The 25,198-nt window shown below is 33.7% G+C and carries 25 protein-coding genes; 16 read left to right on the top strand and 9 right to left on the bottom strand.

The window, feature by feature from the left end; genetic code table 11:
- Positions 1 to 229 precede the first annotated feature (229 nt).
- The 6 genes from AA088_RS08475 to AA088_RS08450 all read left to right on the top strand — a co-directional run bounded on the left by AA088_RS08475 (position 230) and on the right by AA088_RS08450 (position 4,759).
- Positions 230 to 460, top strand: a complete 231-nt coding sequence (locus tag AA088_RS08475) for a hypothetical protein (protein WP_046744514.1) — start codon at positions 230 to 232, stop codon at positions 458 to 460.
- 174 nt (positions 461 to 634) lie between these two features.
- On the top strand, positions 635 to 886 hold the full coding sequence (locus tag AA088_RS08470; protein WP_046744513.1) for a hypothetical protein: 252 nt from the start codon (positions 635 to 637) through the stop codon (positions 884 to 886).
- Positions 887 to 1,041: 155 nt separating this feature from the next.
- The gene (locus AA088_RS08465; protein ID WP_046744512.1) at positions 1,042 to 1,938 is read left to right on the top strand and encodes a MerR family transcriptional regulator; all 897 of its coding nucleotides are present in this window, start codon (positions 1,042 to 1,044) and stop codon (positions 1,936 to 1,938) included.
- Between the two features lie 45 nt (positions 1,939 to 1,983).
- The gene (locus AA088_RS08460; RefSeq protein WP_046744511.1) at positions 1,984 to 3,468 is read left to right on the top strand and encodes a phytoene desaturase family protein; all 1,485 of its coding nucleotides are present in this window, start codon (positions 1,984 to 1,986) and stop codon (positions 3,466 to 3,468) included.
- A complete protein-coding gene (locus AA088_RS08455; protein WP_046744510.1) occupies positions 3,452 to 4,291 on the top strand; it encodes a phytoene/squalene synthase family protein in 840 nt (279 codons plus the stop codon). Before AA088_RS08460 ends, AA088_RS08455 begins: the two co-directional genes overlap by 17 nt.
- A 15-nt stretch (positions 4,292 to 4,306) precedes the next feature.
- Positions 4,307 to 4,759, top strand: coding sequence for a sterol desaturase family protein (locus tag AA088_RS08450; protein WP_046744509.1), 453 nt, complete (start codon positions 4,307 to 4,309; stop codon positions 4,757 to 4,759).
- Here the strand turns inward: AA088_RS08450 and AA088_RS08445 are convergent, their stop codons facing one another.
- The 7 genes from AA088_RS08445 to AA088_RS08415 all read right to left on the bottom strand — a co-directional run bounded on the left by AA088_RS08445 (position 4,760) and on the right by AA088_RS08415 (position 12,997).
- Positions 4,760 to 5,338 carry a TlpA family protein disulfide reductase gene (locus AA088_RS08445; RefSeq protein WP_046744508.1) on the bottom strand — a complete coding sequence of 193 codons (579 nt, stop codon included), beginning with the start codon at positions 5,336 to 5,338 and terminating at the stop codon, positions 4,760 to 4,762.
- A gap of 122 nt (positions 5,339 to 5,460) precedes the next feature.
- Positions 5,461 to 6,354, bottom strand: coding sequence for an anti-sigma factor (locus AA088_RS08440; RefSeq protein ID WP_046744507.1), 894 nt, complete (start codon positions 6,352 to 6,354; stop codon positions 5,461 to 5,463).
- A 299-nt stretch (positions 6,355 to 6,653) separates the two neighbouring features.
- On the bottom strand, positions 6,654 to 7,316 hold the full coding sequence (locus AA088_RS08435; RefSeq protein ID WP_046744506.1) for a Crp/Fnr family transcriptional regulator: 663 nt from the start codon (positions 7,314 to 7,316) through the stop codon (positions 6,654 to 6,656).
- A 143-nt stretch (positions 7,317 to 7,459) separates the two neighbouring features.
- The gene (gene lpdA / locus AA088_RS08430) at positions 7,460 to 8,866 is read right to left on the bottom strand and encodes a dihydrolipoyl dehydrogenase (RefSeq protein ID WP_046744505.1); all 1,407 of its coding nucleotides are present in this window, start codon (positions 8,864 to 8,866) and stop codon (positions 7,460 to 7,462) included.
- A 176-nt stretch (positions 8,867 to 9,042) separates the two neighbouring features.
- Positions 9,043 to 11,679 (bottom strand): T9SS type A sorting domain-containing protein, encoded by a 2,637-nt coding sequence (locus AA088_RS17615; RefSeq protein ID WP_052752828.1) that lies wholly within the window; start codon positions 11,677 to 11,679, stop codon positions 9,043 to 9,045.
- Between the two features lie 182 nt (positions 11,680 to 11,861).
- On the bottom strand, positions 11,862 to 12,491 hold the full coding sequence (locus tag AA088_RS08420; RefSeq protein ID WP_046744602.1) for a CPBP family intramembrane glutamic endopeptidase: 630 nt from the start codon (positions 12,489 to 12,491) through the stop codon (positions 11,862 to 11,864).
- A 44-nt stretch (positions 12,492 to 12,535) separates the two neighbouring features.
- Positions 12,536 to 12,997, bottom strand: coding sequence for an Lrp/AsnC family transcriptional regulator (locus AA088_RS08415; protein WP_046744504.1), 462 nt, complete (start codon positions 12,995 to 12,997; stop codon positions 12,536 to 12,538).
- Between the two features lie 158 nt (positions 12,998 to 13,155).
- On the opposite strand from AA088_RS08415, the gene AA088_RS08410 reads away from it, so the two are divergent.
- Positions 13,156 to 14,370, top strand: coding sequence for an aminotransferase class I/II-fold pyridoxal phosphate-dependent enzyme (locus AA088_RS08410; protein WP_046744503.1), 1,215 nt, complete (start codon positions 13,156 to 13,158; stop codon positions 14,368 to 14,370).
- 198 nt (positions 14,371 to 14,568) lie between these two features.
- The gene (locus AA088_RS08405; protein WP_046744502.1) at positions 14,569 to 14,820 is read left to right on the top strand and encodes a hypothetical protein; all 252 of its coding nucleotides are present in this window, start codon (positions 14,569 to 14,571) and stop codon (positions 14,818 to 14,820) included.
- Here the strand turns inward: AA088_RS08405 and AA088_RS08400 are convergent.
- The gene (locus AA088_RS08400; protein WP_046744501.1) at positions 14,817 to 15,848 is read right to left on the bottom strand and encodes a metal-dependent hydrolase; all 1,032 of its coding nucleotides are present in this window, start codon (positions 15,846 to 15,848) and stop codon (positions 14,817 to 14,819) included. The two genes, AA088_RS08405 and AA088_RS08400, sit on opposite strands and share 4 nt — an antisense overlap.
- Positions 15,849 to 15,947: 99 nt before the next feature.
- On the opposite strand from AA088_RS08400, the gene nhaC reads away from it, so the two are divergent.
- From nhaC to AA088_RS08380, 4 genes are all read left to right on the top strand, one after another.
- Positions 15,948 to 17,441 (top strand): Na+/H+ antiporter NhaC, encoded by a 1,494-nt coding sequence (gene nhaC / locus AA088_RS08395; protein WP_046744500.1) that lies wholly within the window; start codon positions 15,948 to 15,950, stop codon positions 17,439 to 17,441.
- 202 nt (positions 17,442 to 17,643) lie between these two features.
- Positions 17,644 to 18,288 carry a peroxiredoxin gene (locus AA088_RS08390; protein WP_046744499.1) on the top strand — a complete coding sequence of 215 codons (645 nt, stop codon included), beginning with the start codon at positions 17,644 to 17,646 and terminating at the stop codon, positions 18,286 to 18,288.
- 9 nt (positions 18,289 to 18,297) lie between these two features.
- Positions 18,298 to 18,606, top strand: coding sequence for a thioredoxin family protein (locus AA088_RS08385; RefSeq protein ID WP_046744498.1), 309 nt, complete (start codon positions 18,298 to 18,300; stop codon positions 18,604 to 18,606).
- A gap of 18 nt (positions 18,607 to 18,624) precedes the next feature.
- Positions 18,625 to 18,882 (top strand): DUF6952 family protein, encoded by a 258-nt coding sequence (locus AA088_RS08380; protein ID WP_046744497.1) that lies wholly within the window; start codon positions 18,625 to 18,627, stop codon positions 18,880 to 18,882.
- A gap of 65 nt (positions 18,883 to 18,947) precedes the next feature.
- Here the strand turns inward: AA088_RS08380 and katG are convergent, their stop codons facing one another.
- Complete coding sequence (katG, locus tag AA088_RS08375; RefSeq protein WP_046744496.1) at positions 18,948 to 21,179, bottom strand: catalase/peroxidase HPI; 2,232 nt, start codon at positions 21,177 to 21,179, stop codon at positions 18,948 to 18,950.
- 224 nt (positions 21,180 to 21,403) lie between these two features.
- Between katG and tpx the strand changes: the two genes are divergently transcribed.
- The 4 genes from tpx to AA088_RS08355 all read left to right on the top strand — a co-directional run bounded on the left by tpx (position 21,404) and on the right by AA088_RS08355 (position 25,194).
- Complete coding sequence (gene tpx / locus AA088_RS08370; protein ID WP_046744601.1) at positions 21,404 to 21,910, top strand: thiol peroxidase; 507 nt, start codon at positions 21,404 to 21,406, stop codon at positions 21,908 to 21,910.
- Positions 21,903 to 22,265, top strand: a complete 363-nt coding sequence (locus AA088_RS08365; RefSeq protein ID WP_046744495.1) for a diacylglycerol kinase family protein — start codon at positions 21,903 to 21,905, stop codon at positions 22,263 to 22,265. Before tpx ends, AA088_RS08365 begins: the two co-directional genes overlap by 8 nt.
- A 95-nt stretch (positions 22,266 to 22,360) precedes the next feature.
- A complete protein-coding gene (locus tag AA088_RS08360; protein WP_046744494.1) occupies positions 22,361 to 22,540 on the top strand; it encodes a hypothetical protein in 180 nt (59 codons plus the stop codon).
- A 188-nt stretch (positions 22,541 to 22,728) separates the two neighbouring features.
- A complete protein-coding gene (locus tag AA088_RS08355; RefSeq protein ID WP_046744493.1) occupies positions 22,729 to 25,194 on the top strand; it encodes a DNA translocase FtsK in 2,466 nt (821 codons plus the stop codon).
- Positions 25,195 to 25,198: the final 4 nt, after the last annotated feature.

Below are 25,198 nucleotides of genomic sequence, written 5' to 3'. Positions count from 1 at the left end.
AAAACAAACATAGTAAAAAAATGAATTAAAAAACTTTTTTTTGTTTTTTTTTCCATAAATAAATTAATTTTCTAACAATCAAACACTTACATACTTACATTCATTACTTCTTTAATTAAAAACTGTGTTTTTTTTTAGTTTTAGCTAATTACAATAACTACGGTTTTAACTTACTTGTATCACACTGATTTTTACTAACTTATCACAATAACCTTATACCTAAATAATCATGAAAAAAAGTAAATTTAAAAAACTAAAACTCAACAAAAGTTCTATTTCTAAATTAGAACAAGCAAAAATTGGAGGTGGTCCTGCTCAAACTTGCGAAAGTCCCTGTATTGGTGGAACAGATTGTTGTGTAGCTACGCCACCTTGTTTTTCTCATAATGGAGCTGCTTCGTGTGGTTGGATATGTGCTTTTGGACCTCACTACACCTATACTTGGTCTAGTCCTGCATAGATTTTTTAAAAGTTCTATATAAAAATTTCTCTGATTAGAGCTGACTAATTATATAGCTAAAAGCTATGAAAAAGTAGTAAATAGGTCGTCATTTATAAAAGACGACCTGTTTTCGTTTTATGTGCAGCATAATCCATGTACTTTTAAAAAAGAAATCATATAAAATATTTAATTATGAAAAAAAGAAAGCTAACCAATTTACACCTTGCAAAGCAAGTTATTTCATCTTTAGAACAACGCATTTTAGGAGGTGAAGATAAAACAGATCCTTTTACAGTAACTTGTGCTCGTCCAGTAAGTGACTGTACGGTAGCACTCACTGTACAACCAGAAGTTTGCAATACATTACCAAGACCTCTTAGCAATTGTACGGTTGCCTATTCTGTACAAGTTTGGTGCAATCAATCTATGGATGTTAAATGCTAACCTTTTTAGTAAAATTTTATAAAAAAAGTCATCGTTTTTTGATGACTTTTTCTATTTAAAATGATTCTTATTAGAGACAATAATAAAAAAAATATAGTGTATATTTCTTTGAAAAGCTTATTTTTGTTTAAGTTATAAAGAAAAAGATTAGACGAATGGATTGCGTTAAGACTAAATTTAGCATTAAAGATTTAGAGAACCTTTCTGGAGTGAAGGCACACACAATACGTATATGGGAGAAACGATATAACTTATTAGCTCCCGACAGAACTGATACAAATATACGTACCTACGATATAAAAAGTCTACAGAAGTTACTAAATATTACACTTTTATACAAAAACGGTTATAAAATATCTAAAATTGCTGAAATTCCTGAAGATCAAATTCATATTCTAGTTCGGGAAATCGCTACAGAAAAAAATATTCACAATCAAGCATTGAATTCTTTTAAGCTTTCAATGTTAAATTTTGATTACAGTCTATTTTACAGTACCTATAACAAATTACTGTCAGAAAAGTCATTTCGAGAAGTTTTTTACGAAACTTTTATCCCATTATTGAATGAATTGGGCGTTTTATGGCATACACAAACCATCAATCCTGCGCATGAGCATTTTATATCAAGCTTAATCAAACAAAAAATCATATTAAATACCGAACGTATTCAGTCTTTAGAAAAAACAAATACTTCCAAAACTTTTGTTTTATACTTGCCTGACAATGAAATTCACGAAATTGGGTTGCTTTATCTTAATTATGAATTGCTATTAAAAGGGTATCACACTATCTATCTTGGGCAAACAATCCCTATTGAAAGCTTGACGAATGTTCATAATTTCTTTTCAGAATTGCATTTTATTTCTTATTTTACAGTAGCACCTACAACAGATAAAATTGAAGATTATTTGCAAGAATTTGATGAATTAATCGGTTTTGATTCCAATCATTTATGGTTACTCGGTTACCAAGCCAAATATGTTAAGAATAAGAAAAATTATAAAAATCTTAAGGTGTTTAAGTCAATTATCGATTTAGTTAAAGAAATCTAAAAACCTTTTTATTTTTGTTTAACTTTTTATTACATTTGTTAAACAATGAAATTAAAAACTATCATCATAGGTTCAGGATTTTCATCCCTATCTGCCGCTTGTTATCTTGCAAAAGCCGGCTATAACGTTACTGTTTTAGAAAAAAATACTACTGTTGGCGGAAGAGCTAGACAATTAAAAAGAGAAGGGTTTACTTTTGATCTTGGCCCTTCATGGTATTGGATGCCTGATGTTTTTGAACGCTTTTTTAGTGATTTTAATACCCATCCTTCCGATTTTTATCGTTTAGAAAAATTAAATCCTGCATACGAAGTATATTTTGGTAAAAACGATTCAATCCGTATTGAAGATACTCTTGAAAAAATATGCATTGCTTTTGAAAAAGAAGAAAGAGGTAGTAGCCAAAAATTGCGAAAGTTTATTGCTAATGCTGAAGATAATTATAATGTAGCTATTAAGGATTTAGTATACAAGCCTGGTGTTTCTCCTCTAGAGTTGGTGAATATGAAAACACTAAAAAAGTTAGGGCAGTTTTTTAGCAATATCAAACGAGATGTTCGAAGAGAATTTAAAAACGACCGATTGGTTAAAATTTTAGAATTCCCAGTACTCTTTTTAGGAGCAAAGCCTAGCGATACGCCTTCCTTTTATAGCTTCATGAATTATGCTGATTTTGGGTTAGGCACTTGGCATCCAGATGGAGGTATGTACAGTATTATTCAAGCCATGGAAACCTTAGCAAAACGTTTAGGAGTTCGCATATGTACCCATGAAAATGTTACCAAAATACATGTAGAAGAAAAGAAAGCGTCTAAAGTTATTACTGAAAATAACGAATACGAGGCAGATATTGTGCTTTCTGGAGCAGATTATCACCACTCAGAAACATTGATTGATAAAAAGTACAGACAGTATTCCGAAAATTATTGGAAAAAGAAGACTTTTGCTCCTTCTTCTTTACTTTTTTACGTCGGATTTGACAAAAAACTTGAAAATGTATCGCATCACACACTTTTTTTTGATGTAGATTTTGATGCGCACGCACAGGTAATTTATGATCAAGCTTCTTGGCCAAAAGAACCATTATTTTATGCTAATTTTCCATCTATGACAGATGCTTCTGTTGCTCCTAAAGGAAAAGAAGCTGGTTTCTTTTTGATTCCAATTGCGCCTGGTTTGGAAGATACTCCTCAACTTCGCGAGCAGTATTTTGACATTATTATGAATAGATTTCAAGAAATTACGCAACAAAATATCGCAAATCATATTATCTTTAAAGAATCCTTCTGTGTAAATGATTTTGTAAAAGAGTACAATTCATATAAAGGAAATGCATACGGAATGGCAAATACGCTCTTACAAACTGCATTTTTACGACCTAATTTGAAAAGTAAAAAAGTGTCAAACTTATATTTTACTGGACAATTAACCGTTCCTGGTCCTGGAGTGCCTCCAGCGTTGATTTCAGGGAAATTGGTAGCCGAATTAATCACCAAACATCAACCGAACACTCATGAAAGCACTATTTGATTCTGTTTCATACAAGTGTAGTACGATTGTTACCAAATCATACAGCACATCTTTTGCATTGGCCACAAAAATGTTGTCTCCTTCTATACGACAAGACATTTATAATATTTATGGATTTGTTCGTTTTGCCGACGAAATTGTCGATTCTTTTCATGACTACGATAAAGAATATTTATTGTATAAATTTCAAGAGGATCTTGACTGTGCTTTAAAAAATAAAATTAGCTTGAATCCTATATTGAATGCCTTCCAATACACTGTTCATAAATATGATATTCAAAAGGATTTGATTGATGCTTTTATGAAAAGTATGCGTCAAGATTTAGATAAAAAAGTGTATTTGACACATGAAGAGTATAAAGAATATATTTATGGCTCTGCAGATGTTGTTGGCTTGATGTGCTTAAAAGTATTTGTAAAAGGAAATGTTGAAAAATATGAAGAATTAAAATCGTCAGCAATGTCATTAGGCTCTGCTTTTCAGAAAGTGAATTTTCTACGTGATTTAAAAGCTGATTTTGAAGAATTGGACCGTACTTATTTTCCTGATGCAGATTTAAAAAACTTAGACGAAGCTTCCAAACAAAAAATTATTACAGAAATTGAACACGACTTTTCACTTGGATTAAAAGGCATTTCAAAACTTCCTATTGAAGCTAAATTTGGTGTATTTACAGCATATAAATATTATTATAAACTATTAAAAAAACTCAAAAAAACGCCTTCTAAAAAAATAAAAAATGCACGAATTCGTGTGCCAAACTATCAAAAAATGGCACTCTTAGCAGGATCGTATGTAAATTATCGTTTAAATTTGATATAAAATTAAAAACAAACCATGACAACCTTACTCTGGATTACTCTATTTTTAGGAACTTTCTGTATGATGGAATTTATGGCTTGGGCTACACACAAATACGTTATGCATGGATTTTTATGGTCGCTCCATAAAGATCACCATCACAAAGATCATGATTCTTGGTTTGAAAGAAACGATGCTTTCTTTATTTTTTATGCTATTGTAAGTATTGGCTGTTTCTTGTTGTGGAAATATGATATTTTCTGGGCCGGATTACCAATCGGAGTTGGAATTTTTGCTTATGGCCTTGCCTATTTTATGGTGCATGACATTTTTATCCACCAACGTTTTAAAATGTTTCGCAATGCCAATAATTGGTATGCCAGAGGAATCAGAAGAGCACATAAAATTCATCACAAACATTTAGGTAAAGACGATGGCGAATGTTTTGGCATGTTATGGGTTCCGATGAAGTATTTTAAGCACAAGTAACTACTCTGCCAACGAAAAAGCAATCAACTCATCAATTTGTTTGCGTACATTTTGACTGTTCCAATTGCTAGACCCGATTTCTTTCATCACTATATTACCTTGATCATCTATTAAAAATGTAGCTGGTATGCTTCGAGAATATAATTCTTTTGGAACTTCACTTTTAGCATAATAAACAGGCAAGTTATATCCATTTTCTTTTAAGAAAGAACTCACTTTTTGAGGTTGGTCATTTGCTACGAATAAAAACTTAATCCTTTTTCCGTAATCTGCATACAACTCTTGCAAACTTGGCATTTCTGCAATACACGGCGGACACCAAGTTGCCCAAAAGTTAACTAGAACAACCTCTCCTTCCATTTGCTGAAAGTTTATCTGTTTTCCTTCATTATCTACCAAATTCCAATTAAAGTTGCTTATAGACTCTCTTTTTGCGATTTCAATTGTAGACGGATTAACAAACCATAATTTTGCTTGATTGAGTTTTACTTTCACATACGTTCCTACAGGCGTAAAAAGTAGTAGCACGAGTACCAACACAAAAAGTAAATTGCTCCATTGTATTCGAATATATTTCATATACATAATTAGAACGGAAAGATACAAATTTGTCAAAAAAAGAACATCTCTAATTCTTACTAAAAAAACACGCTACTACAACTAGCAACGTGTTTTCAACTAACGATCCTTAATCATAAAGATTATCGCACTATTGTACCAGTTGGGAATGATGAAGCATTGAGTGCAAAGTTGTTTGTTGCTGGTGCGGTATCATTTCCTGCAGTTCCTACTAGGGGCTTTAGTAAGAATGGAGCTGGACTGTTGTCAGGGTTTGGTTCAACCGAAATTACAACCGTGCGTCCACGAACATCCAATGGAAATGTAAATCCTGTTGGCGCATTGAGGAAAAAGTCTTCTCCTGGAATTGGCGGTCCTGCATTATTTTCAGTTCCACTAAACCCGTTAGAATCGTCCATCATTTCAAACGCTGTAAATGTTCCTGTTGTCAATGGACCAACTCCATCTACCACAACCCAACCTTCATATTTCCAACCATCGGCTAAAGGAGGCAAGTTCAAACCTGATGTTGGCGGCATTCCTGGCGTACCAAACCAAACACCATATTGATCGTTTCCGTTATTTCCTGTTCCTGGAATTTCATCAGTAGGTGTTCTCAAAAAGAATACTCCAGAAGCATTATCAAAGTTTCCACTACTTGTTACAGGCCCTAAACCTACTGTAGCAGTGTTTCCTGAAAAATCTCCCGCTAATAATTTTGTTGCTGCTGGTGCTGGATCTGGGTCTACTGCGGGTTCGATAGATAGTACAAAAGTTGTCGCTGCAGCTAATTGATCAGCATTGACTGCAAATGAAGTTCTTGATAAGTTTCCTGCATCATTTACCGTAAACGTTCCTGTTGATACTGGACTTCCATTTACAATAATCCAACCTTCATATACAAAGTCAGCTCCTAGGTTTTCTAATCCATTCAGATTTACATTTAAGTTAGCCAATGCAGGAGTAGCATCGTCATCATTACTACATGAGATTGCGAAGAATCCTAACGCCAATCCCAAAAACATTTTTTTTATCATTGCGAATATTTTTTATGATTATGATACAAATGTATTGCTCTAAAATCACGCAAAATGTTAGCTAGCTAACACTTCTAAAAAATATATGCAATTTTTTAAAAAGAACACAACTCAGTTAAGAGTAATTACAGATAAATAAGAAAAACAATTAACTACTAATCAATAGTTTAATCTTATTTATATAAATTAAAAATTTAAAACAAAAATAAACCCGAAAACTGCCATGATGTCATGCTGTTTTCGGGTTTGTTTTTTATATAAATTCTAGTAAAATTACCTTTCGCTAAAGCTCTTCTTTTTTAATTCATAAAACGAATTTCTTTTCGGTTAAAATCGATAACTTTTGCTTCTTTTAATTCATTCATCAAGATGTTTAATGTAGGTCTAGAAGTTCCTATTAAACTAGCAATGTCTTTTTGTGTGTAAGGATGTTTTACAACATGCTCACCTGTTTGTGGACATTCATACCCATATTCATCACACAACTCTCTTAAAAATTCTAGCAAACGTGTTTTGGTATCTTTAAACAATAAGAGTTGTAATCTACGTTCTAGTTTTTTGATACGAAATCCTATGAATTTGTATATTTTTAATGAAAATGTTTGATTGTCTCTCATCAAGTCATACATAGTGTCAACACTTATAGGACATATAGAAGTTGAATTGTCTACAGATTGTGCAAATTCATTTCGCTTTTCTTCTCCTAAAATAGCTTTTTCTCCAAATAATTCTCCTTTAGATAGAATTGATTTTACAACTTCTTCTCCATCATCCGTATAGTACCCTAGTTTTACTTTTCCTTTATCTATTAGGTATACTTTATTCGCAGAATCTTCTTCAAAGTAGATGTAATCCTGTTTTTTATAAGAATTGAACTCGTGCGCTTTTTTATAGTTCTTGAATTTGTGTGGACACAAGATATGGAAGAGATTGACATCATTAAAATACCAAAGCGAATTCATAATTTATATCATTACTTTTTTTAGAAACTGTATCGAAACTATATTTTTTGAAGTCGCATAAAGAAGTGTGTCCTTACAGTAAAGCATAAAAAAAGCTGTTTAAAAAATAAACAGCTTTTTAATATTATGTATCGTATAATGTTTTATACGTGCAGTGCTCTATCATCTGTTGCCGCCAAAGCCGCTTCTTTGATTGCTTCCGCAAATGTAGGGTGTGCATGCGACATACGTGCAATATCTTCCGCCGAAGCTCTGTATTCCATTGCTACTACCGCTTCTGCTATAAGATCTGCAGCTCTCGCCCCAATCATATGTACTCCTAAGATTTCATCTGTAGCTTCATCAGCTAAAATTTTAATAAATCCGTCCAAATCCATACTTGCTCGGCTTCTACCTAACGCACGCATAGGAAATTGCCCTGATTTGTAAGCTACTCCAGCTTCTTTTAGTTGTTCTTCTGTTTTTCCAACAGCGGCAACTTCTGGCCAAGTATATACTACTCCAGGTATTAAATTGTAATCTATATGAGGTTTTTGTCCTGCGATGATTTCTGCCACCATAGAACCTTCTTCTGAAGCTTTGTGAGCTAACATAGCTCCTTTTACAACATCTCCAATAGCATAAATATTTGGGATATTGGTTTGTAAATGATTGTTTACTTCTACGCGACCACGATCGTCTATTTTTACACCCGCAACTTCAGCATTTAATCCATCAGTATATGGACGACGCCCGACAGAAACTAAACAATAATCTCCTCTAAATTCAACTTCTTCTCCTTTTTTATTATCTGCTTTCACCACAACCTCATCACCAACACGTTCAACTGATTTTACTTTGTGAGAAGTATTGATTTTAAATTTTTGCTTTTTCAATACTTTCGTCAACTCTTTAGACAATCCAGCATCCATTCCTGCAATAATTCGATCCATATACTCGATAACCGTTACTTCTGCTCCTAAACGACGGTATACTTGTCCAAGTTCCAAACCGATTACGCCACCACCAATTACCAACATGTGTTTTGGCACTTCTTTTAGTTTTAATGCTTCCGTAGAAGTAATAATACGTTCTTTATCTAAGGTAATAAATGGCAAATTAGATGGCTTGCTTCCTGTTGCAATGATGATATTTTTTGCTTCAATTTCCTCGTTCGTTCCATCATTTTTAGCAATAGTAACATGTGTTGCATCTTTAAAGCTTCCAAGCCCTTCATACACCTCAATATTGTTCTTTTTCATCAAGAAATCAATTCCTCCTGTCGTTTGATCAACAACTGCTTGTTTACGCGCAATCATTTTTTCAAGATTAACTTTTACATCTCCTGAAATTTCAATTCCGTGCTCTTCAAAATGTTTGATTGCATCTTCGTAATGATGTGAAGAATCTAGTAATGCTTTTGACGGAATACATCCTACATTTAAGCAAGTTCCTCCTAATGTACTGTATTTTTCAATGATTGTAGTTTTCATCCCTAGTTGTGCGCAACGAATTGCAGCAACATATCCTCCAGGACCTGAGCCAATTACGGCTACATCGTATGAATTCATATTCTTGTATTTTGAACTTTTTGATTTGTCAATACTACAAAAGTACAACTATTTTAGGGTTCGACAATGCTTTTGTAGTTTCTATCACATTTTCTTAATAAAAGCTTTTAAAATTATATTTTAAATAAAAAAAGACGACATTAAATGCCGTCTTTCCTGTAAAAACTAGGTAATTATTAATTGAGTATGATTCGCTTTGTCGTCACTTTTTGATTTGTTATAAGCTTTAGAATATAGACATTTGGACGTAAATTCCTTAAGTCTACAGGAATCTCTTTCCCTTGAGTAAAAGCTTTTTCATAAACAATTTCTCCAGTATTGATATCTAACACCTGAATCGTTCCTCTTTCAACTATATTTTCCTGTATTTGCACTGTAAATTGCCCATTACTTGGATTTGGAATTAATGAAATTAGGTCGTTTGTTACCGATCTTTCAAAAGGTTCTCCTCTATCTTCATTACCACGTCCATTGAATTCAACATAATAATGACATTCGCTTCCATATTCTTCTTCTGGATTTTCAGAGAAATTTTGAGAAAAGGCAAAATGGTAGTTTGTTTGTTGTTGCACTCCTTCATTCATTCTAAACTCTACACTTAATGGGTAGTATTCACCAGAAGGAATCTCAACTTGTAATAATTGTGCTCTTCTCGGATCTGTGATTACAACTTCTCTTTGTTCTTGATTACGAATTTCAATTCCTTCCGAACGACCTCCGCTACCAAGCCAACGCTCCCATAGTTCTGGACTTAACTGAAATCTAATCTCTCCTAATTCTTGAAATGGAATTTCTGGATTTCCTACTAATGTGAAATTGATATCAAATAACGCATGTTCAAATGTATGATTTCCAACTAAAATACCTCCAAAACCTGTAGAATAACTTCCTCCTAAATTTACCAAACTTGCATTTCTAGTTACAATGTTATTATTATTTCTCACATTTGGCCCAATTGGAGCTCCAGGTCCTGGATTTTCGTTTGCCATAGGATCATTTGGATCAACTATTCTTCCTAAAAAACAAATCATTGCTCCGTTACTTAAACCAAAAATTGCTGGGTCATTTGGTTGCCACTTTGCATCAATTATATATTCTTGACCTGGTGCTAATGGTGGAATTCGGAAACCTTGTCCTGCCACATATGTGTTTGACGCATTAAAACCTGTATATGGATTTGTTAGTTCGCCACCTGCAGGATTTGAATTAATCTGTGTTGTTCCATCCCACGATTCTGGCCAAGTTTCTCCTGTTGATCCAAGTGTCCAATATAATTTTGCATAACTTGTAGATGAAGTTGTAAGACTAACGTTGTGTACTCTGAAGCGCATTACATTGTAATTAGAACCTACATATCCAGGATCTTCATGAGTTAAATTTAATCCTGAGTTTGTTCTTCGGTTCCAAATATCAGGGCTTTGCCAAATACTTTGTCCTGAATTATTAGGCTCTTCTCCACCATCGCGCGAACTGTCGAATCCTGCCAAATCATATCCCGAATCACAACCCATAGTTTTTAATACTTCCACGCCCTTATTTCCACTATCAAGCCAGTTACTAAGTCGTGTCGAATTGGTTCCTCCACCAGTCCATGAACCTGAAAATTTCCCATAATTATTATTGTCTACCAAACTTCCTCCAGAAGAGGTACATCCTATATTTAAGTCTCCATTCATTAATTGTCCTACTATTTGGTGGTTTTGATTGAATAATGGAGAGCCACTTGATCCAGGTTCTACCAAACCGTCATCCCATTGGTTGATTAACCAAGTATTAGTAGTAGATGCTGGATTACTATCAAACGAAATTTTCTTAATATCGCCCCGCGGATGATGGATTCCTGTTACATCAGTAGGTAATGTTCCACTTTTATCCCATCCTGCATAAGTAGCGTTATAAGACGCAGGAATTGAAGAATTGATTTCTACCAGACAAAAGTCAGTAGTAGCATTTCTAGCTCGCAAGGTAGAACCTGACAAAGACTGGGAAGAAGGCGAACTACTCGGATTGGCGCAGGTAGCACTCTGCCAGTTAAATCTAAATACCCAAGCTCCAGGGTTGTTATTATAACAATGGTTTGCAGTAAGCACGTATGGTTTTCTGTCTTGATTGGTATTATTTATTACCGAACCTGAACAAGAACCTCCACCAACAATGATTAACATGCTGGCATCTATTTCACAAGTCCAAGGAGCCCCTACAGAACAGTTTACATTATTATGACACCAACGACCTGCAGCATCTCCAAATCCATAAGGTGTACGGTATCCATGTATAACTTGATTAAGTTCTAAAACACCTTGCCCAATTACTTCTTTTGGTTCTTGATATTCAATGGTTATAAAATCCCCTTGAAGTAATTCGGTTGCAAAAATTCCGTCCTTACTATTGTTTTGGTCTGTAAATGCTCCAAGCGCATGCCCTTCTTTATTGTAAATAAATAGTTTTGCTCCTTTTGGCACTTTGTATTTATTAAATATTAAATTAATACTTAAAGCATTGGGCGACACGATTGATACACTCCAAATACGATCTCCATTAGCAAGTGTTTGCCAGATTCCATCATTGAACCCAATCTCAACTGGAATTTCAACTCCAAAACGAAAAGGCTTAGCTTCTCCCTTTGTAAGTTCATCTTCCCTTTTGTACGATTCAACATCTACCAAAGGCATATCTATCACTGGAATTTTTTCCATTATCGATACATCTTTTCCTTGCTGTGTTAACGCAAAAGGCGTTCCTCCTTCACTAAGTTGCGCACTAAGTTGCCAACATAGCAAAACTAGAAGGTAGGTAAGTAATTTTGTTTTCATGGTTTTGTTGTTTTGGTTATAGATGTTACCACTTTGATAACTAACTAAATATAAACTAATTACTACATGAAAAGCGAGGTTATTAGCATACTTATTTAGGGTTAATTACCTATAAATGAAAAGGCTAAACCTTACTTTTTACAAAAAAAAGTACCGTATTTTATTATGTTTTGGCTTGTAGATTATTCGTTTGGGAATCCTAACATTTCTCCCATTCCAACCGTAAACAACCAGCTTCCATAAATAGCATGTTCTATAGTAACTAATACTGTAGAACGTGTTTTTTGAAATGTTATAGCAAATAAAATCCCTCCTAAAAACGTAAGGATAAGTACCAATGTGTTTTTAAAAAATACATGAGCCAGGCTAAACAGTATTGCGTTTGCTAAAAGAAATAACTGTTTCTGTTTAATTAGTGTATTGTATCGTAAAAAGAAGAATGTTCGATAGATTAACTCTTGTGGATAAACAGAAAATAAACTGTATAAAAAAACTATACATATCCACCAAAGCAGTTTTGTTCTCACAATGACAAACAGTTTAGTAGCATCCGTAAAGTACACATATAGCGACGTCAATACCATGATGATGCCTAATAGAATGAACGTATTTCGCCAAAATTCTTTCCAAGGAAGTGATTTTCCAATAGAAAATTGTTGTTTTTCTATTTTGAGTAGTATCCACACAACATATACAAATCCCAAAAGAACAAATAGTATTTTAAGATATAATGCATAGTTAAATACCAAACTAATAGGTAATAAGATAAAAAGTAGCAATAATTCTGTGAACTTATATATAACACTTTGCATTTTACTTTTTACAATAAAGATACGAAAGGAAAACATACATAGAACTACATCGAAATTGCCGTTGTATGTTTTACTTCGCCTATTACAAAAATACTATGAGTATTTCCTATATTAGGTATTGCAGTAAGTTTGGTAATCATAAAATCGCGATAGGCTTCCATATCGTTTACAACAACTTTAAGAATGTAATCATAATCACCGCTCACATGATAACATTCTAACACTTCCTCTAGTTTAAGAATTTCTTTTTCAAATTTCATGACAAAATCTTTTGAATGTTGTGTGAGTCGTACGTGACAGTGCGCTAGGAAATTTTTAGCGATTCGTTTTTTATCAAGTATAGCCACATAGTTTTTTATAATTCCTTCTTTTTCTAATTTTTTTATACGTTCATATACTGCCGTAACCGAAAGGTGCAACTTATTAGCGAGTTCTTTTGTTGTTTGCTTGCTATCTTTTTGAAGAAACATCAACAATGTTTTGTCTGTTTGATCGAGCTTGGACATGGAAAAAAATCTACAATTTAACATTTTGAATTATAAAACTATGTAAAATATTCATCAATAAACACATATAATAGTTTTATTTTCTATAAATAACAGTATTAGTTGTTCTAAAATCATTTTTTAAAGAATTTTGATGATACTTTAAAAGATGATAAATTATGAAATTTAATCCCGCAAATACTATTCAAGATTTACAATATTTTGGTGAGTTCGGAGGTGTAAACCCTTCTATTTCAGATTCATCAACCTACACATTTCTTTCTGCAAAAACCATGTTTGATACATTTGAAGGAAATGCTGACGGATGCTATTTATATTCTAGACATTCTTCTCCAAGTAATTTATACTTAGGCGAAGCGCTTGCTGCTATGGAAGGTACAGAAACTGCTAATGTTTCAGCTTCTGGAATGGGTGCCATCACACCTGTTTTATTACAATTATGTAAAAGTGGCGATCATATAGTTTCAAGTAGAACAATTTATGGTGGGACATATGCTTTTTTGAAAAACTTTACTCCTCGTTTTCATATTGAAACAACTTTTGTTGATATAACTAAATTAGATGCAGTTGAAGCAGCCATTACTCCAAATACAAAAGTATTATACTGTGAGTCCGTAAGTAATCCTTTACTTGAAGTCGCTGATATTGAAAGCTTGTCAAAAATTGCTAAAAAACATGGACTCAAATTAGTGGTAGATAATACATTTTCGCCATTATCAATTGCCCCTGCCAAACTAGGAGCTGATATTGTGATACATAGTTTAACAAAATTCATCAATGGCTCAAGTGATACTGTTGGCGGAGTAGTATGTGGAACACAAGATTTTATTAATCAATTGCGCAATGTGAATGATGGAGCTAGTATGTTACTTGGATCAACAATGGACAGTCTACGTTCTGCTTCTGTTTTAAAGAACTTACGAACCCTACATATCCGTATGAAACAACATAGCCATAATGCTATGTATTTAGCCAAAAAATTTGAGGCTGACGGACTCAAAACAGTATACCCTGGGTTAGAATCGCATCCTTCACATGAATTATTTAAAAACATGATGAATTTTGAATATGGTTTTGGTGGTATGCTTACTATTGATGTTGGAGATATTGATACAGCAAATCAATTGATGGAATTAATGCAAGAACGCAACTTAGGATACTTAGCTGTTAGTTTAGGTTTTTATAAAACACTTTTTAGCGCACCAGGCACGTCTACTTCTTCTGAAATTCCAGAGGATGAACAACTTGAAATGGGGCTAACGGATGGCTTAATACGTTTTTCTATTGGATTGGATAATGACATTCAACGTACGTATCAAATTATGCGTCAATGTATGGAAGATTTAAAAATACTTGAGCCTGCAATGGTATAATTTGCAATGTTTAGTTTAATTGTAAAAGGAGCTTGTACTAAGCTCCTTTTTTGTTTTTCAGTCATATAGAATAGAAAACCCCTAAGGAGAATACGGAATAACAATAAAATTAAGACCAATTACGGTTTTCCGTAAAGCCTTCCATTACATTTTCAGTATTATTGAACCCCATAAAACCTAAACCATTACATAGACTGTATGAGCAAACATGTTTATATATTAAGAGAGCGGAAAGAAAATGGAGAACTCCACCTATTTGCAGCAAACAAAACAGACGAAAACGAATGTAGATCACAGCAAAAATCTATTTGCGGACAGATGGATATTGAAGAAAACTCACGCACAATATTTGCTTGTCAACCAGAGGACAGAGCCCGAACACAATGTGCTAAAGTAGGTAGAAAAATGTGTGTAAATTGTGTTAGTCACTTGTATATGGATTCTATTTAAATTCCTTTAATACGTTCCCAAAAAACAGCTAGCACTTTTTTCATATCATTTCCGTTTTCAAACTTTGGTTCAAAAGGTTTCATATTGAGTTTTCCTTTTTCATTAAATAATTGGAAACTAAATACTGGCTGCTTACCATTTCCAAGATCGACCAATGGATATCTAAGATCATTGTATAAATAGGTGCCTTTTTCTTGTAAAGATAAGTTATAATAGTCATCACTAAACCATGCAAGTTTTGCCAAATTAGGATTCGTTTTAGGAATCAATTCATGATTTTTTTCTAACGTTTTCCATTCAATAAATACATCTTTGGTGTCAAATAACGAATAAAAACCTATATGATATGCATTTTCTGTTTCTGCAATACCATACCATAAAATATTATTGAACATGGATGGCTCTGTACTGTATCGAGTATACACAATTTTTTCGGCATTCAATGAACGTGTAAAGACAGAATTTATATATAATTTATTACCAACAGTAAATAACATATACATACTACTAATTCCCAAACCAAGAAACAACCATTTTTTTCGTTTGGTATCTTTTCTATGATAAAACATTAAAATAATTAAGCACAACAAAAAAGGAATTGTGTATAAAGGATCTACTACAGCAATGTTACTAAAAGCAACACGATAATCGCTAAACGGTAAAAAGAGTTGCGTTCCGTAACCTGTAAAACAATCTAAAATAGGATGCGTAAATATCGATAGAAAAAACAGCCAAGTCCAATCTTTTTGGATAGTCGTATCTTTTCGTTTTCCTTTATCGTACAATTTATACACGAGCAATCCCAACAAAAGCGAAGCAATAATGGCAAAGGTAATGGAATGCATAAAACCTCTATGAAACAGCATCGCGTCAATATTATTATCATAAATCCAATCGCCAACAAACACATCCAAGTCAGGAATAGTTCCGCCAATAGCACCAAACAATAATGCTTTGTTTCCTATTTTTTTGCCCATTGCGATTTCGCCACAGGCAGCGCCAAGCACAATTTGTGTAAGTGAATCCATATACAATTGATAATAATTATGTAAAGGTACGCAACCAAATTGATTTGCATAGAAGTTAACAAAATCGTAACATTACGCTGGGAAACTAACCACAAAATTATGCAAGAAGAAAATAATATTTCCGAAACTAAAATCGGTAATCAAAAAATCATCAATAATAAAGAATTAAGCATTTGGGAAGCGTTGATTCCTGTAATTGCGCTAGTAGGAATGCTTTTTTACAATGTAAAATTTGCCTTTGGAGATGACGCTTTAAGTGGAAGTAATCAATTTGTGCTTCTCCTTGGAGCTGCAGTAGCTGCAATTGTAGGTTTTTACAATAAAGTTTCATACAAACGAATGATTGAAGAAGTTTCCGAAAATGTAAAATCTACCACAGGTGCATTGCTGATTTTACTTTTTGTAGGTTCGCTTGCAGGAACATGGCTTATTAGTGGTATCATTCCGTCCATGATTTATTATGGTTTACAAATCTTAAATCCAACGATATTTTTACCTGCCTGCGTCATCATTTGTGCAATCATTTCTGTTGCCACTGGAAGTAGCTGGACAACCTCTGCTACCGTTGGTATTGCGTTGATTGGAATTGGAAATGCCTTGGGAATTCACACAGGAATGACAGCTGGAGCCGTTATCTCAGGCGCATATTTTGGAGATAAAATGTCTCCCTTAAGTGATACAACAAACTTAGCTCCTGCAATGGCTGGTGGCGAATTGTTTTCACATATTAAATACATGACATACACAACAATTCCTACAATTATTGTTACCCTAATTATTTTTGTCATCATTAGTTTATCAATTGATGTAACAGGAAATACAGATACGAGCGCAATGCTCGCTGCGATTAAAAGTTCATTCAATATATCTCCTTGGCTATTTTTAGTGCCAGTCGTAGTTATATTCTTGATTATCAAAAAAACACCGCCTTTAGTTGCTTTATTAATCGGAACATTGCTTGGCGGAATTTTTGCAGTAATTTTTCAACCTGAAATTGTTACGAAAATTGGCGGAGGTGAAAGCCTAACCTTCAACAATGCATACAAAGGTATTATGAATGCGATGACTGTTGACACTGCTGTAGAAACCACTAATGCAGACTTAAACGATTTATTTAGTTCAGGCGGAATGAATGGTATGTTGGGTACAATTTGGTTGATTATTTGCGCAATGGTTTTTGGAGGTGTGATGGACGCAATTGGCGCATTATCAAGAATTAGTAGATCTGTTTTAAATTTATTTGATTCTATTTTTGGATTATTTGCCAGTACCGTAATTAGTTGTTTAGGATTGAATGTATTGGCTTCTGATCAATATTTAGCAATTGTAATTCCTGGGAGAATGTATAAAAAAGCGTTTGAAGATAAAGGTTTAGCTCCTGAAAATTTAAGTAGAACTCTAGAAGATTCAGGAACCGTTACTTCGGTTTTAGTTCCTTGGAATACTTGCGGAGCGTATCAATCAAGTGTGTTGGGTGTTGATACTTTATCATACATGGGATATGCCTTTTTCAATTATTTAAGTCCTTTTACAACATTGATTTTTGCGGCATTTAAAATTAAAATCAAACAACTTACGAGCAAAACAGCTTAGTTTTCAATTACATACAAAATCTTTAAAATATGCAATCTATGATTGCATATTTTTTTGCTATAATTCAATCTTATTTTCTAAAAAATACGAGATAAGAATTATCTATTATTCAATAAAAAATTAAAATTTTCTTCACAAAAAACTATCTATGACTTAGCTATATTTGCGACCGAAATAAATAATTCATAAAAACAATATAATTATGGCATTTGTAGGAAAAAAATTTCCGAATTTAAGTGTAGACGCAATGAATGAAATGGGCGATACTTTTAAAGTAAACGTTCTAGAAGAAGCTCAAAAAAACAATAAAAAAGTATTGCTTTTTTGGTATCCAAAAGACTTTACTTTTGTTTGTCCAACAGAATTACATGCTTTCCAAGCTGCTTTAGCTGAGTTTGAAAAAAGAAATACAATCGTTATTGGTGCTTCTTGTGATACTCCTGAAGTTCACTTTGCATGGTTAAATACAGCAAAAGATAACGGAGGAATTGAAGGAGTAACCTATCCTCTATTAGCAGATAGCAACCGTAACTTATCTAGCATCTTAGGAATTTTAGATATAACTAACGAAGTATATGATGAAGAAACCGGAACAGTTCAAGTAGAAGGTGACAATGTTACTTACAGAGCTACTTATTTAATTGATGAGGAAGGAACTGTTTTCCATGAAGGAATCAATCATATGCCTGTTGGTAGAAACGTAAATGAATACCTTCGTTTGATTGATGCGTATACACACGTTCAAGAAAAAGGAGAAGTTTGTCCAGCTAATTGGGAAGAAGGAAAAGACGCAATGAACGCAAATAGAAATGGTGTTGCTGAATATTTAGCAGCACATGTAAATTAATTTTTTACCATGGTTCAAGAATTAAATCAAGACAATTTAACAGAACTTGTAAAAGAAAATGAAACAGTTGTTGTGCAATATTCTGCCACTTGGTGTGGAAATTGTCGCATCATGAAACCAAAAGTAAAAAAGTTAGCAAGTGAGTTAACAAATGTAACTTTTGTGATTGCTGATGCTGAAAAATTTCCAGAGTCAAGAAAATTAGCAACTGTAGATAACTTGCCAACGTTTGCTACTTTCAAAAATGGTTCTTTTGTAAACCAAGTGCAAACAAACAAATTCGATGTATTAAAAGAATTAGTGGAAGAAGTTATTTAATTAATAAAAAGAAAAAATATGAAATTACCTGTAATAAAACATTTAACACAGTTTATCGCCGACAATGACGAAGATTATGTAGTAGAAACTATTGAAACTTTAGAAGCTTTAACAGAAGTTCCTTCTTTGAAAGATGAAGAACTTGATGTTATTGGTGAACTCATCTCTAATATGTACGGAGCTATTGAGGTACATAAGATGGAAAAAGATGGCACACCAAGAAAAGAAGCTCTTAATAGTTTTATGGGACGCGTTATGGGTTCTATTGATAGGTAATTGTTTTTTTTTAACTTTATAAAAAAAGGTCACTTAAATTAAGTGACCTTTTTTAGTTAGTAAAATTATCTGAGATCAAATCTATCAAGATCCATTACTTTGGCCCAAGCAGCAACAAAGTCACGCACAAACTTTTCTTGCGCATCGTTACTTCCGTACACTTCTGCAATAGCTCTTAGCTCTGTATTAGAACCAAAAATAAGATCAGCTCGTGTTCCTGTGAATTTAAGTTCGCCCGTTCTTCGGTTTCTTCCTTCAAAATAACGATCATCCTCAGAAGTAGCTTTCCAAGTATATGTCATATCTAATAAGTTTTTAAAGAAATCATTTGTCAAACTTCCTACGCGATCTGTAAACACTCCGTGTTTTGACCCGTCATAATTAGCTCCTAAAACACGTAAACCTCCTACTAATACAGTCATTTCAGGAACTGTTAAAGTTAATAAGTTAGCTTTATCCACTAATAAGTCTTCTGCTGCAATATCCAAATCAGATTTTATATAATTTCTAAATCCGTCTGCTAAAGGCTTTAAATAATTGAAACCTTCTATATCAGTTTGTTCTTGTGAAGCATCGCCTCTTCCTTGACTAAAAGGAACTGTTATCTCATGTCCTGCATTTTTTGCTGCTTTTTCAACACCAACATTTCCTGCTAAAACAATAAGGTCTGCTATAGAAACTTCGCCATTAAAATCATTTTGAATGCCTTCCAATACATTCAATACTTTTGCCAACTCTGCAGGATTATTTACTTCCCAGCTTTTTTGTGGTTCCAAACGTAAGCGACCACCATTTGCTCCTCCACGCATATCAGAACCTCTATAGGTTGAAGCTGATGCCCACGCTGTAGTAACCAATTGTGAAATGGACAACCCAGTGCTAGAAATCATATGTTTTAAAGTATCAATATCAGCATTACTCAAAGTATAATTTACTTTTGGAATTGGATCTTGCCATAATAATTGTTCTTGTGGTACTTCAGGACCTAAATAACGATCCATTGGTCCCATATCTCTATGAGTTAGTTTATACCACGCACGAGCAAACGCATCTTCAAACGCTTTAGGATTTTCATGAAAATGTTTTGAAATCTTTAAATATTCTGGATCTGTTTTTAGAGCGATATCAGCAGTTGTCATCATCAACGCTTGTTTTCCATTAGGATCTCCTGCCTTTGGCGCCATTCTCGCATTTGATGCTGCTGTTGGCGTCCATTGATGCGCTCCAGCAGGACTCTTAGTTAATTCCCAATCATAATTTAATAATACATCAAAATAATCATGATCCCAACGAGTAGGGTTAGGCGTCCAAGCTCCTTCAATTCCACTGGTAATAGTATCATCTAAAACACCTGTTCCAAAAGAGTTTTTCCATCCCATACTCATTTCTTCTATCGGAGCACCATGAGGCTCTGCTCCTACATATTTATTAGGGTCGGCGGCACCGTGTGCTTTTCCGAATGTATGTCCTCCAGCAACTAATGCTACTGTTTCTTCATCATTCATCGCCATTCTCCCAAAAGTTTCTCTGACATCGGCTGCAGATCCCATCGGGTCAGGATTTCCATTAGGTCCTTCTGGGTTCACATAAATCCAACCCATCATCACTGCTGCAAGTGGATTTTCCAAATCTCCTTCTTTGTAACGATCATCGTTTGCTCCCCATTCAGTTTCACTTCCCCAGTATACATCTTGTTCTGGTTCCCAAACATCTTCACGACCTCCTGCAAATCCAAAGGTTTTAAACCCCATAGATTCTAAGGCACAATTTCCTGCAAGAATCATTAAATCTGCCCACGATATTTTATTTCCATACTTTTGTTTGATTGGCCATAATAACAATCTAGCTTTATCTAAATTTCCATTATCAGGCCAACTATTTAACGGTGCAAATCGTTGTGTTCCTGAACCTGCTCCTCCACGACCATCTCCTACTCTATACGTTCCTGCACTATGCCATGCCATACGAATCATAAATCCACCATAATGTCCATAATCAGCAGGCCACCAATCTTGAGATTCTGTCATTAAGTTAATTACATCTTGTTTTAAAGCTGCAAAGTCTAAACTATTAAAAGCTTCTGCATAATTAAAATCTTCTCCCATAGGATTAGACTTGGCTGTATGTTGCCTTAGAATATTCAATTTTAATTCGTTAGGCCACCAATCGCGGTTTTTCACTCCACTTCCAGCAGTTTTTTTAATAGTACCATTAAAAAATGGGCATTTTGCAGTACTTTCGTTAAGGTCAAAGTTTTTACCTCCTTGAGTACTATTTGAATGAGAATTGTTTTCCATTTCTATATCTTTTTAGTTTTGGATTTCTTAGTTGTACTAAAATTACTTATTAATTTGCGATTTTCAAGGTTAACAAATTGATTGTTACTATTTGATAATAGTTTTTGATTATAAAAACTACCACAAAGTATAATTTAAAATTATTTCATAAAATTTCGCAAACTATATTTTAATAGATATCATTATTGCTTAATTTTACTGAACAAACCAAAAAAAAACAAAAAATGGCAACAGTTACTTTACACGGAACAGCTTTTAAGACCACTGGAAATTTACCTAATATTGGTGAAAAAGCTCCTGATTTTACATTAACTACGACAGATTTAAACACGAAAAAACTAAGCGATTATAAAGGTTCAAAAGTAATAATGAATATTTTCCCTAGCATTGATACGGGTGTATGTGCAACTTCTGTAAGAACTTTCAATGAAGAAGCAAGTGAGTTAGACAATACAAAAGTACTATGTATTTCTCGCGACTTACCTTTTGCACAGTCTCGTTTTTGTGCTGCTGAAGGATTAAAAAATGTAGAAACTTTATCTGATTTTAAAGATGGTAGTTTTGGAAATACGTATGGCGTTGCTATGACAGAAGGTCCGATGGAAACTTTACACTCACGTGCAATTGTTGTTCTTGATGAAAATGGAACGGTAACGTATACTGAACACATCACCGAAATTGCAGAAGAACCTAATTATAAAGCTGCTTTAGAAGCATTAATGGATGATTAAATTCATAACAGGCAGGATACGAGCTATAGGATATGCGTTTAAAGGCGCATATCTACTCATTACTACCGAAGCCAGTGCTAAAGCTCAATTTTTTATTGCCATTTTAGTAACATTTGCTGGTTTCTATTTTGAAATTTCCGTTACGGAATGGTTACTACAAACACTAACTATTGGATTGATTATTGGTTTGGAAGGAATGAATACTGCTGTAGAAAAAATTGCTGATTTTATTCATCCAGAACACCATAAAAAGATTGGCATCATTAAAGATATTGCTGCCGGAGCAGTTTTCATTTTTGCGATTGCAGCCATTATTATTGGTCTTATTATTTACTTGCCCAAAATCATACAATAAAGTACTGTAAAATCTGTAGTTTTTAAAAAAAAGCAAACAATTACATTCATTTTTTTCTTACCTTGTTGTAATTATTAACAACAAAATCAGTAATCATGAAAAAAAGAGCATTAAAAAACTTAGCACTGAACAAAAAATGCATTTCCACCCTTGAAAATAAAGTAGTTGGTGGAGCTATTAAAACTATTGACGGTTGTGCTAACACAGGTTGTGTAGGTCCTGTACAACATACTTGTGGTATTATTAATTGCAATTTAACAAAAGAAGAAAGTTAGTCATAAACAAAGCGGGAAAGATTTCCCGCTTTTTCTTTTTATAGGCATCATAATACCTAATCAACTTCTCCATTTTATCCTTTAAAACAAGGAAAGTATTTTTAGCTAAATCTTTTCGGGGAAAGATTATTTTAAATATCTTGCGGATTAAGCGTAATTTGTATTTTTGCATAAATAGCAATTCCTGAATGGCAAAGAAAAAAACCGTAAAGAAGACTAAAAAAACTCCGAGAGTCCCTAAATTCAAAAAGCCTGACTTTACATTAACTAGACAACATCGTATTGTGTTGGGTAGCTTATTGATGCTTCTTTCTATTGCCTTATTTATAGCGTTTATTTCTTTTTTCTTTACATGGGAGGTTGATCAAAGCGAAGTAGGTCAATTGTCTCGTGACACAGAAACTAAAAATTGGATGCAAATTTTTGGCGCAAACATAAGTCATTTCTTTATATATCAAGGATTTGGAATTGCTTCGCTCCTATTTACAGGATTATTATTCCTTTCTGGACTTCATTTATTTTTGGATACTCAAAAAAACATGTTCCCACAATGGTTTTGGGGAAGCATTATCGTCATCTGGGTTTCTATATTTCTTGGTTTCTTTTTTAGCTCATTTCCCTTACTAGGAGGAACTATAGGTTTTGAGTTGAATTCCTTTCTACATGATTATATTGGAAAAATTGGCATTGGTTTAGTATTGCTTTTTGGATTTATTATTTATGCAGTTGTTCGTTTAAAACTAACTCCAGAAAATGTCGCAGAATATTTCAATAAAAAAGCAAAAGCAGTAAAAGAAGATTTTAATACAGAGGAAACTATTATTGAATCTTCTCTTGATTCTACTGATATTTCTACAGATCCTATTTCTTCTTCTGAAGAATCCCATGAAGAAAACGAAACATCTGAAATAGAAATCAAGACTCAGAAATCTGAATTTGAGCTTTCTGTTGAAAATTTACAACCTACAATTAAAAATTATTCAGACCGAACAATTTCAGAAGATGAAGTTTCTGATATTCCAGACACTTCTTTTGAAGTAGAAATTGCCAAAGATGAAGATGAAACAGAAATTCAAGTAGAAAAAATTATTGAAGAAAAAACCGTTACCGAAAATCTTTCAGACAAATTAGTCCGTGAACATGGAGAGTTTGATCCGCGATTGGAACTCGGCAATTTTCGATTCCCAACTATTGAATTGCTCAAAGATTATACTAATGGAAGTTCGATTACGATTAATCAAGAAGAACTTGAAGAAAATAAAAATCAAATCGTTACGACTCTACGAAATTATAAAATCGAAATTGCTAGCATCAAAGCGACTGTTGGCCCAACAGTTACACTTTATGAAATTATCCCTGAAGCGGGTGTTCGGATTTCAAAAATTAAAAACTTAGAAGATGACATTGCTCTTTCGCTTGCCGCATTAGGCATTCGTATTATCGCTCCTATGCCAGGAAAAGGAACAATCGGTATTGAAGTTCCTAACAAAAAACCGGCAATTGTTTCTATGCGATCGGCAATTGCTTCCAAAAAATTTCAAGAGGCTGAAATGCAATTACCTATTGCGTTTGGAAAAACCATTAGTAACGAAACTTTGGTGGTTGATCTTGCTAAAATGCCTCACTTGTTAATGGCAGGAGCTACAGGACAAGGAAAATCGGTAGGACTAAATTGTATCTTAACCTCAATTTTATACAAGAAGCATCCTTCAGAAGTAAAATTTGTATTGGTAGATCCTAAAAAAGTAGAATTGACTCTTTTTAATAAAATTGAACGTCACTATTTGGCAAAACTACCTGATTCTGAAGATGCAATTATTACTGATAACTCCAAAGTAATCAACACGTTGAACTCACTTTGTATTGAGATGGATCAACGATATGACATGCTTAAAGAAGCAATGTGTCGTAACATTGTTGAATACAATGCAAAGTTTAGAGCTCGTAAATTGAATCCTAACGACGGGCACAAATTTTTGCCATATATTGTCTTAGTGGTAGATGAATTTGCAGATTTGATTATGACTGCTGGAAAAGAAGTAGAAACTCCTATTGCTCGTTTGGCTCAATTAGCACGTGCCATTGGAATTCACTTGATTATTGCCACTCAAAGACCTTCTGTAAATGTAATTACAGGAATGATTAAAGCCAACTTCCCTGCCAGAGTTGCCTTCCGAGTAATGTCTAAAATTGACTCTAGAACAATTTTAGACAATTCAGGAGCCGATCAATTGATTGGTCGTGGAGATATGCTCTACACACAAGGAAATGACTTAATTCGTATTCAATGTGCGTTTGTAGACACTCCAGAAGTTGAAAAAATTACGGATTATATCGGCGCGCAAAAAGCATATCCTGAAGCATTTATTCTGCCAGAATATGTTGGTGAAGAAAGTGGCACAAGTCTTGATATAGATATAGAGGATCGAGATAAACTTTTCCGGCAAGCTGCTGAAGTTATTGTCACAGCACAACAAGGATCGGCATCTTTATTACAACGAAAGTTAAAATTAGGATATAACCGCGCAGGTCGCATTATAGATCAATTAGAAGCTGCAGGAATTGTAGGTCCATTTGAAGGAAGTAAAGCACGCCAAGTGCTTATTCCAGATATTATAGCTTTAGATCAATTATTAGATAACGAAAAACAATGAGTAC

Origin of the sequence: Kordia zhangzhouensis, from assembly GCF_001005305.1 — a bacterium.
Lineage (GTDB): Bacteria > Bacteroidota > Bacteroidia > Flavobacteriales > Flavobacteriaceae > Kordia > Kordia zhangzhouensis.
This window is presented reverse-complemented; position numbering and strand designations above follow the sequence as displayed.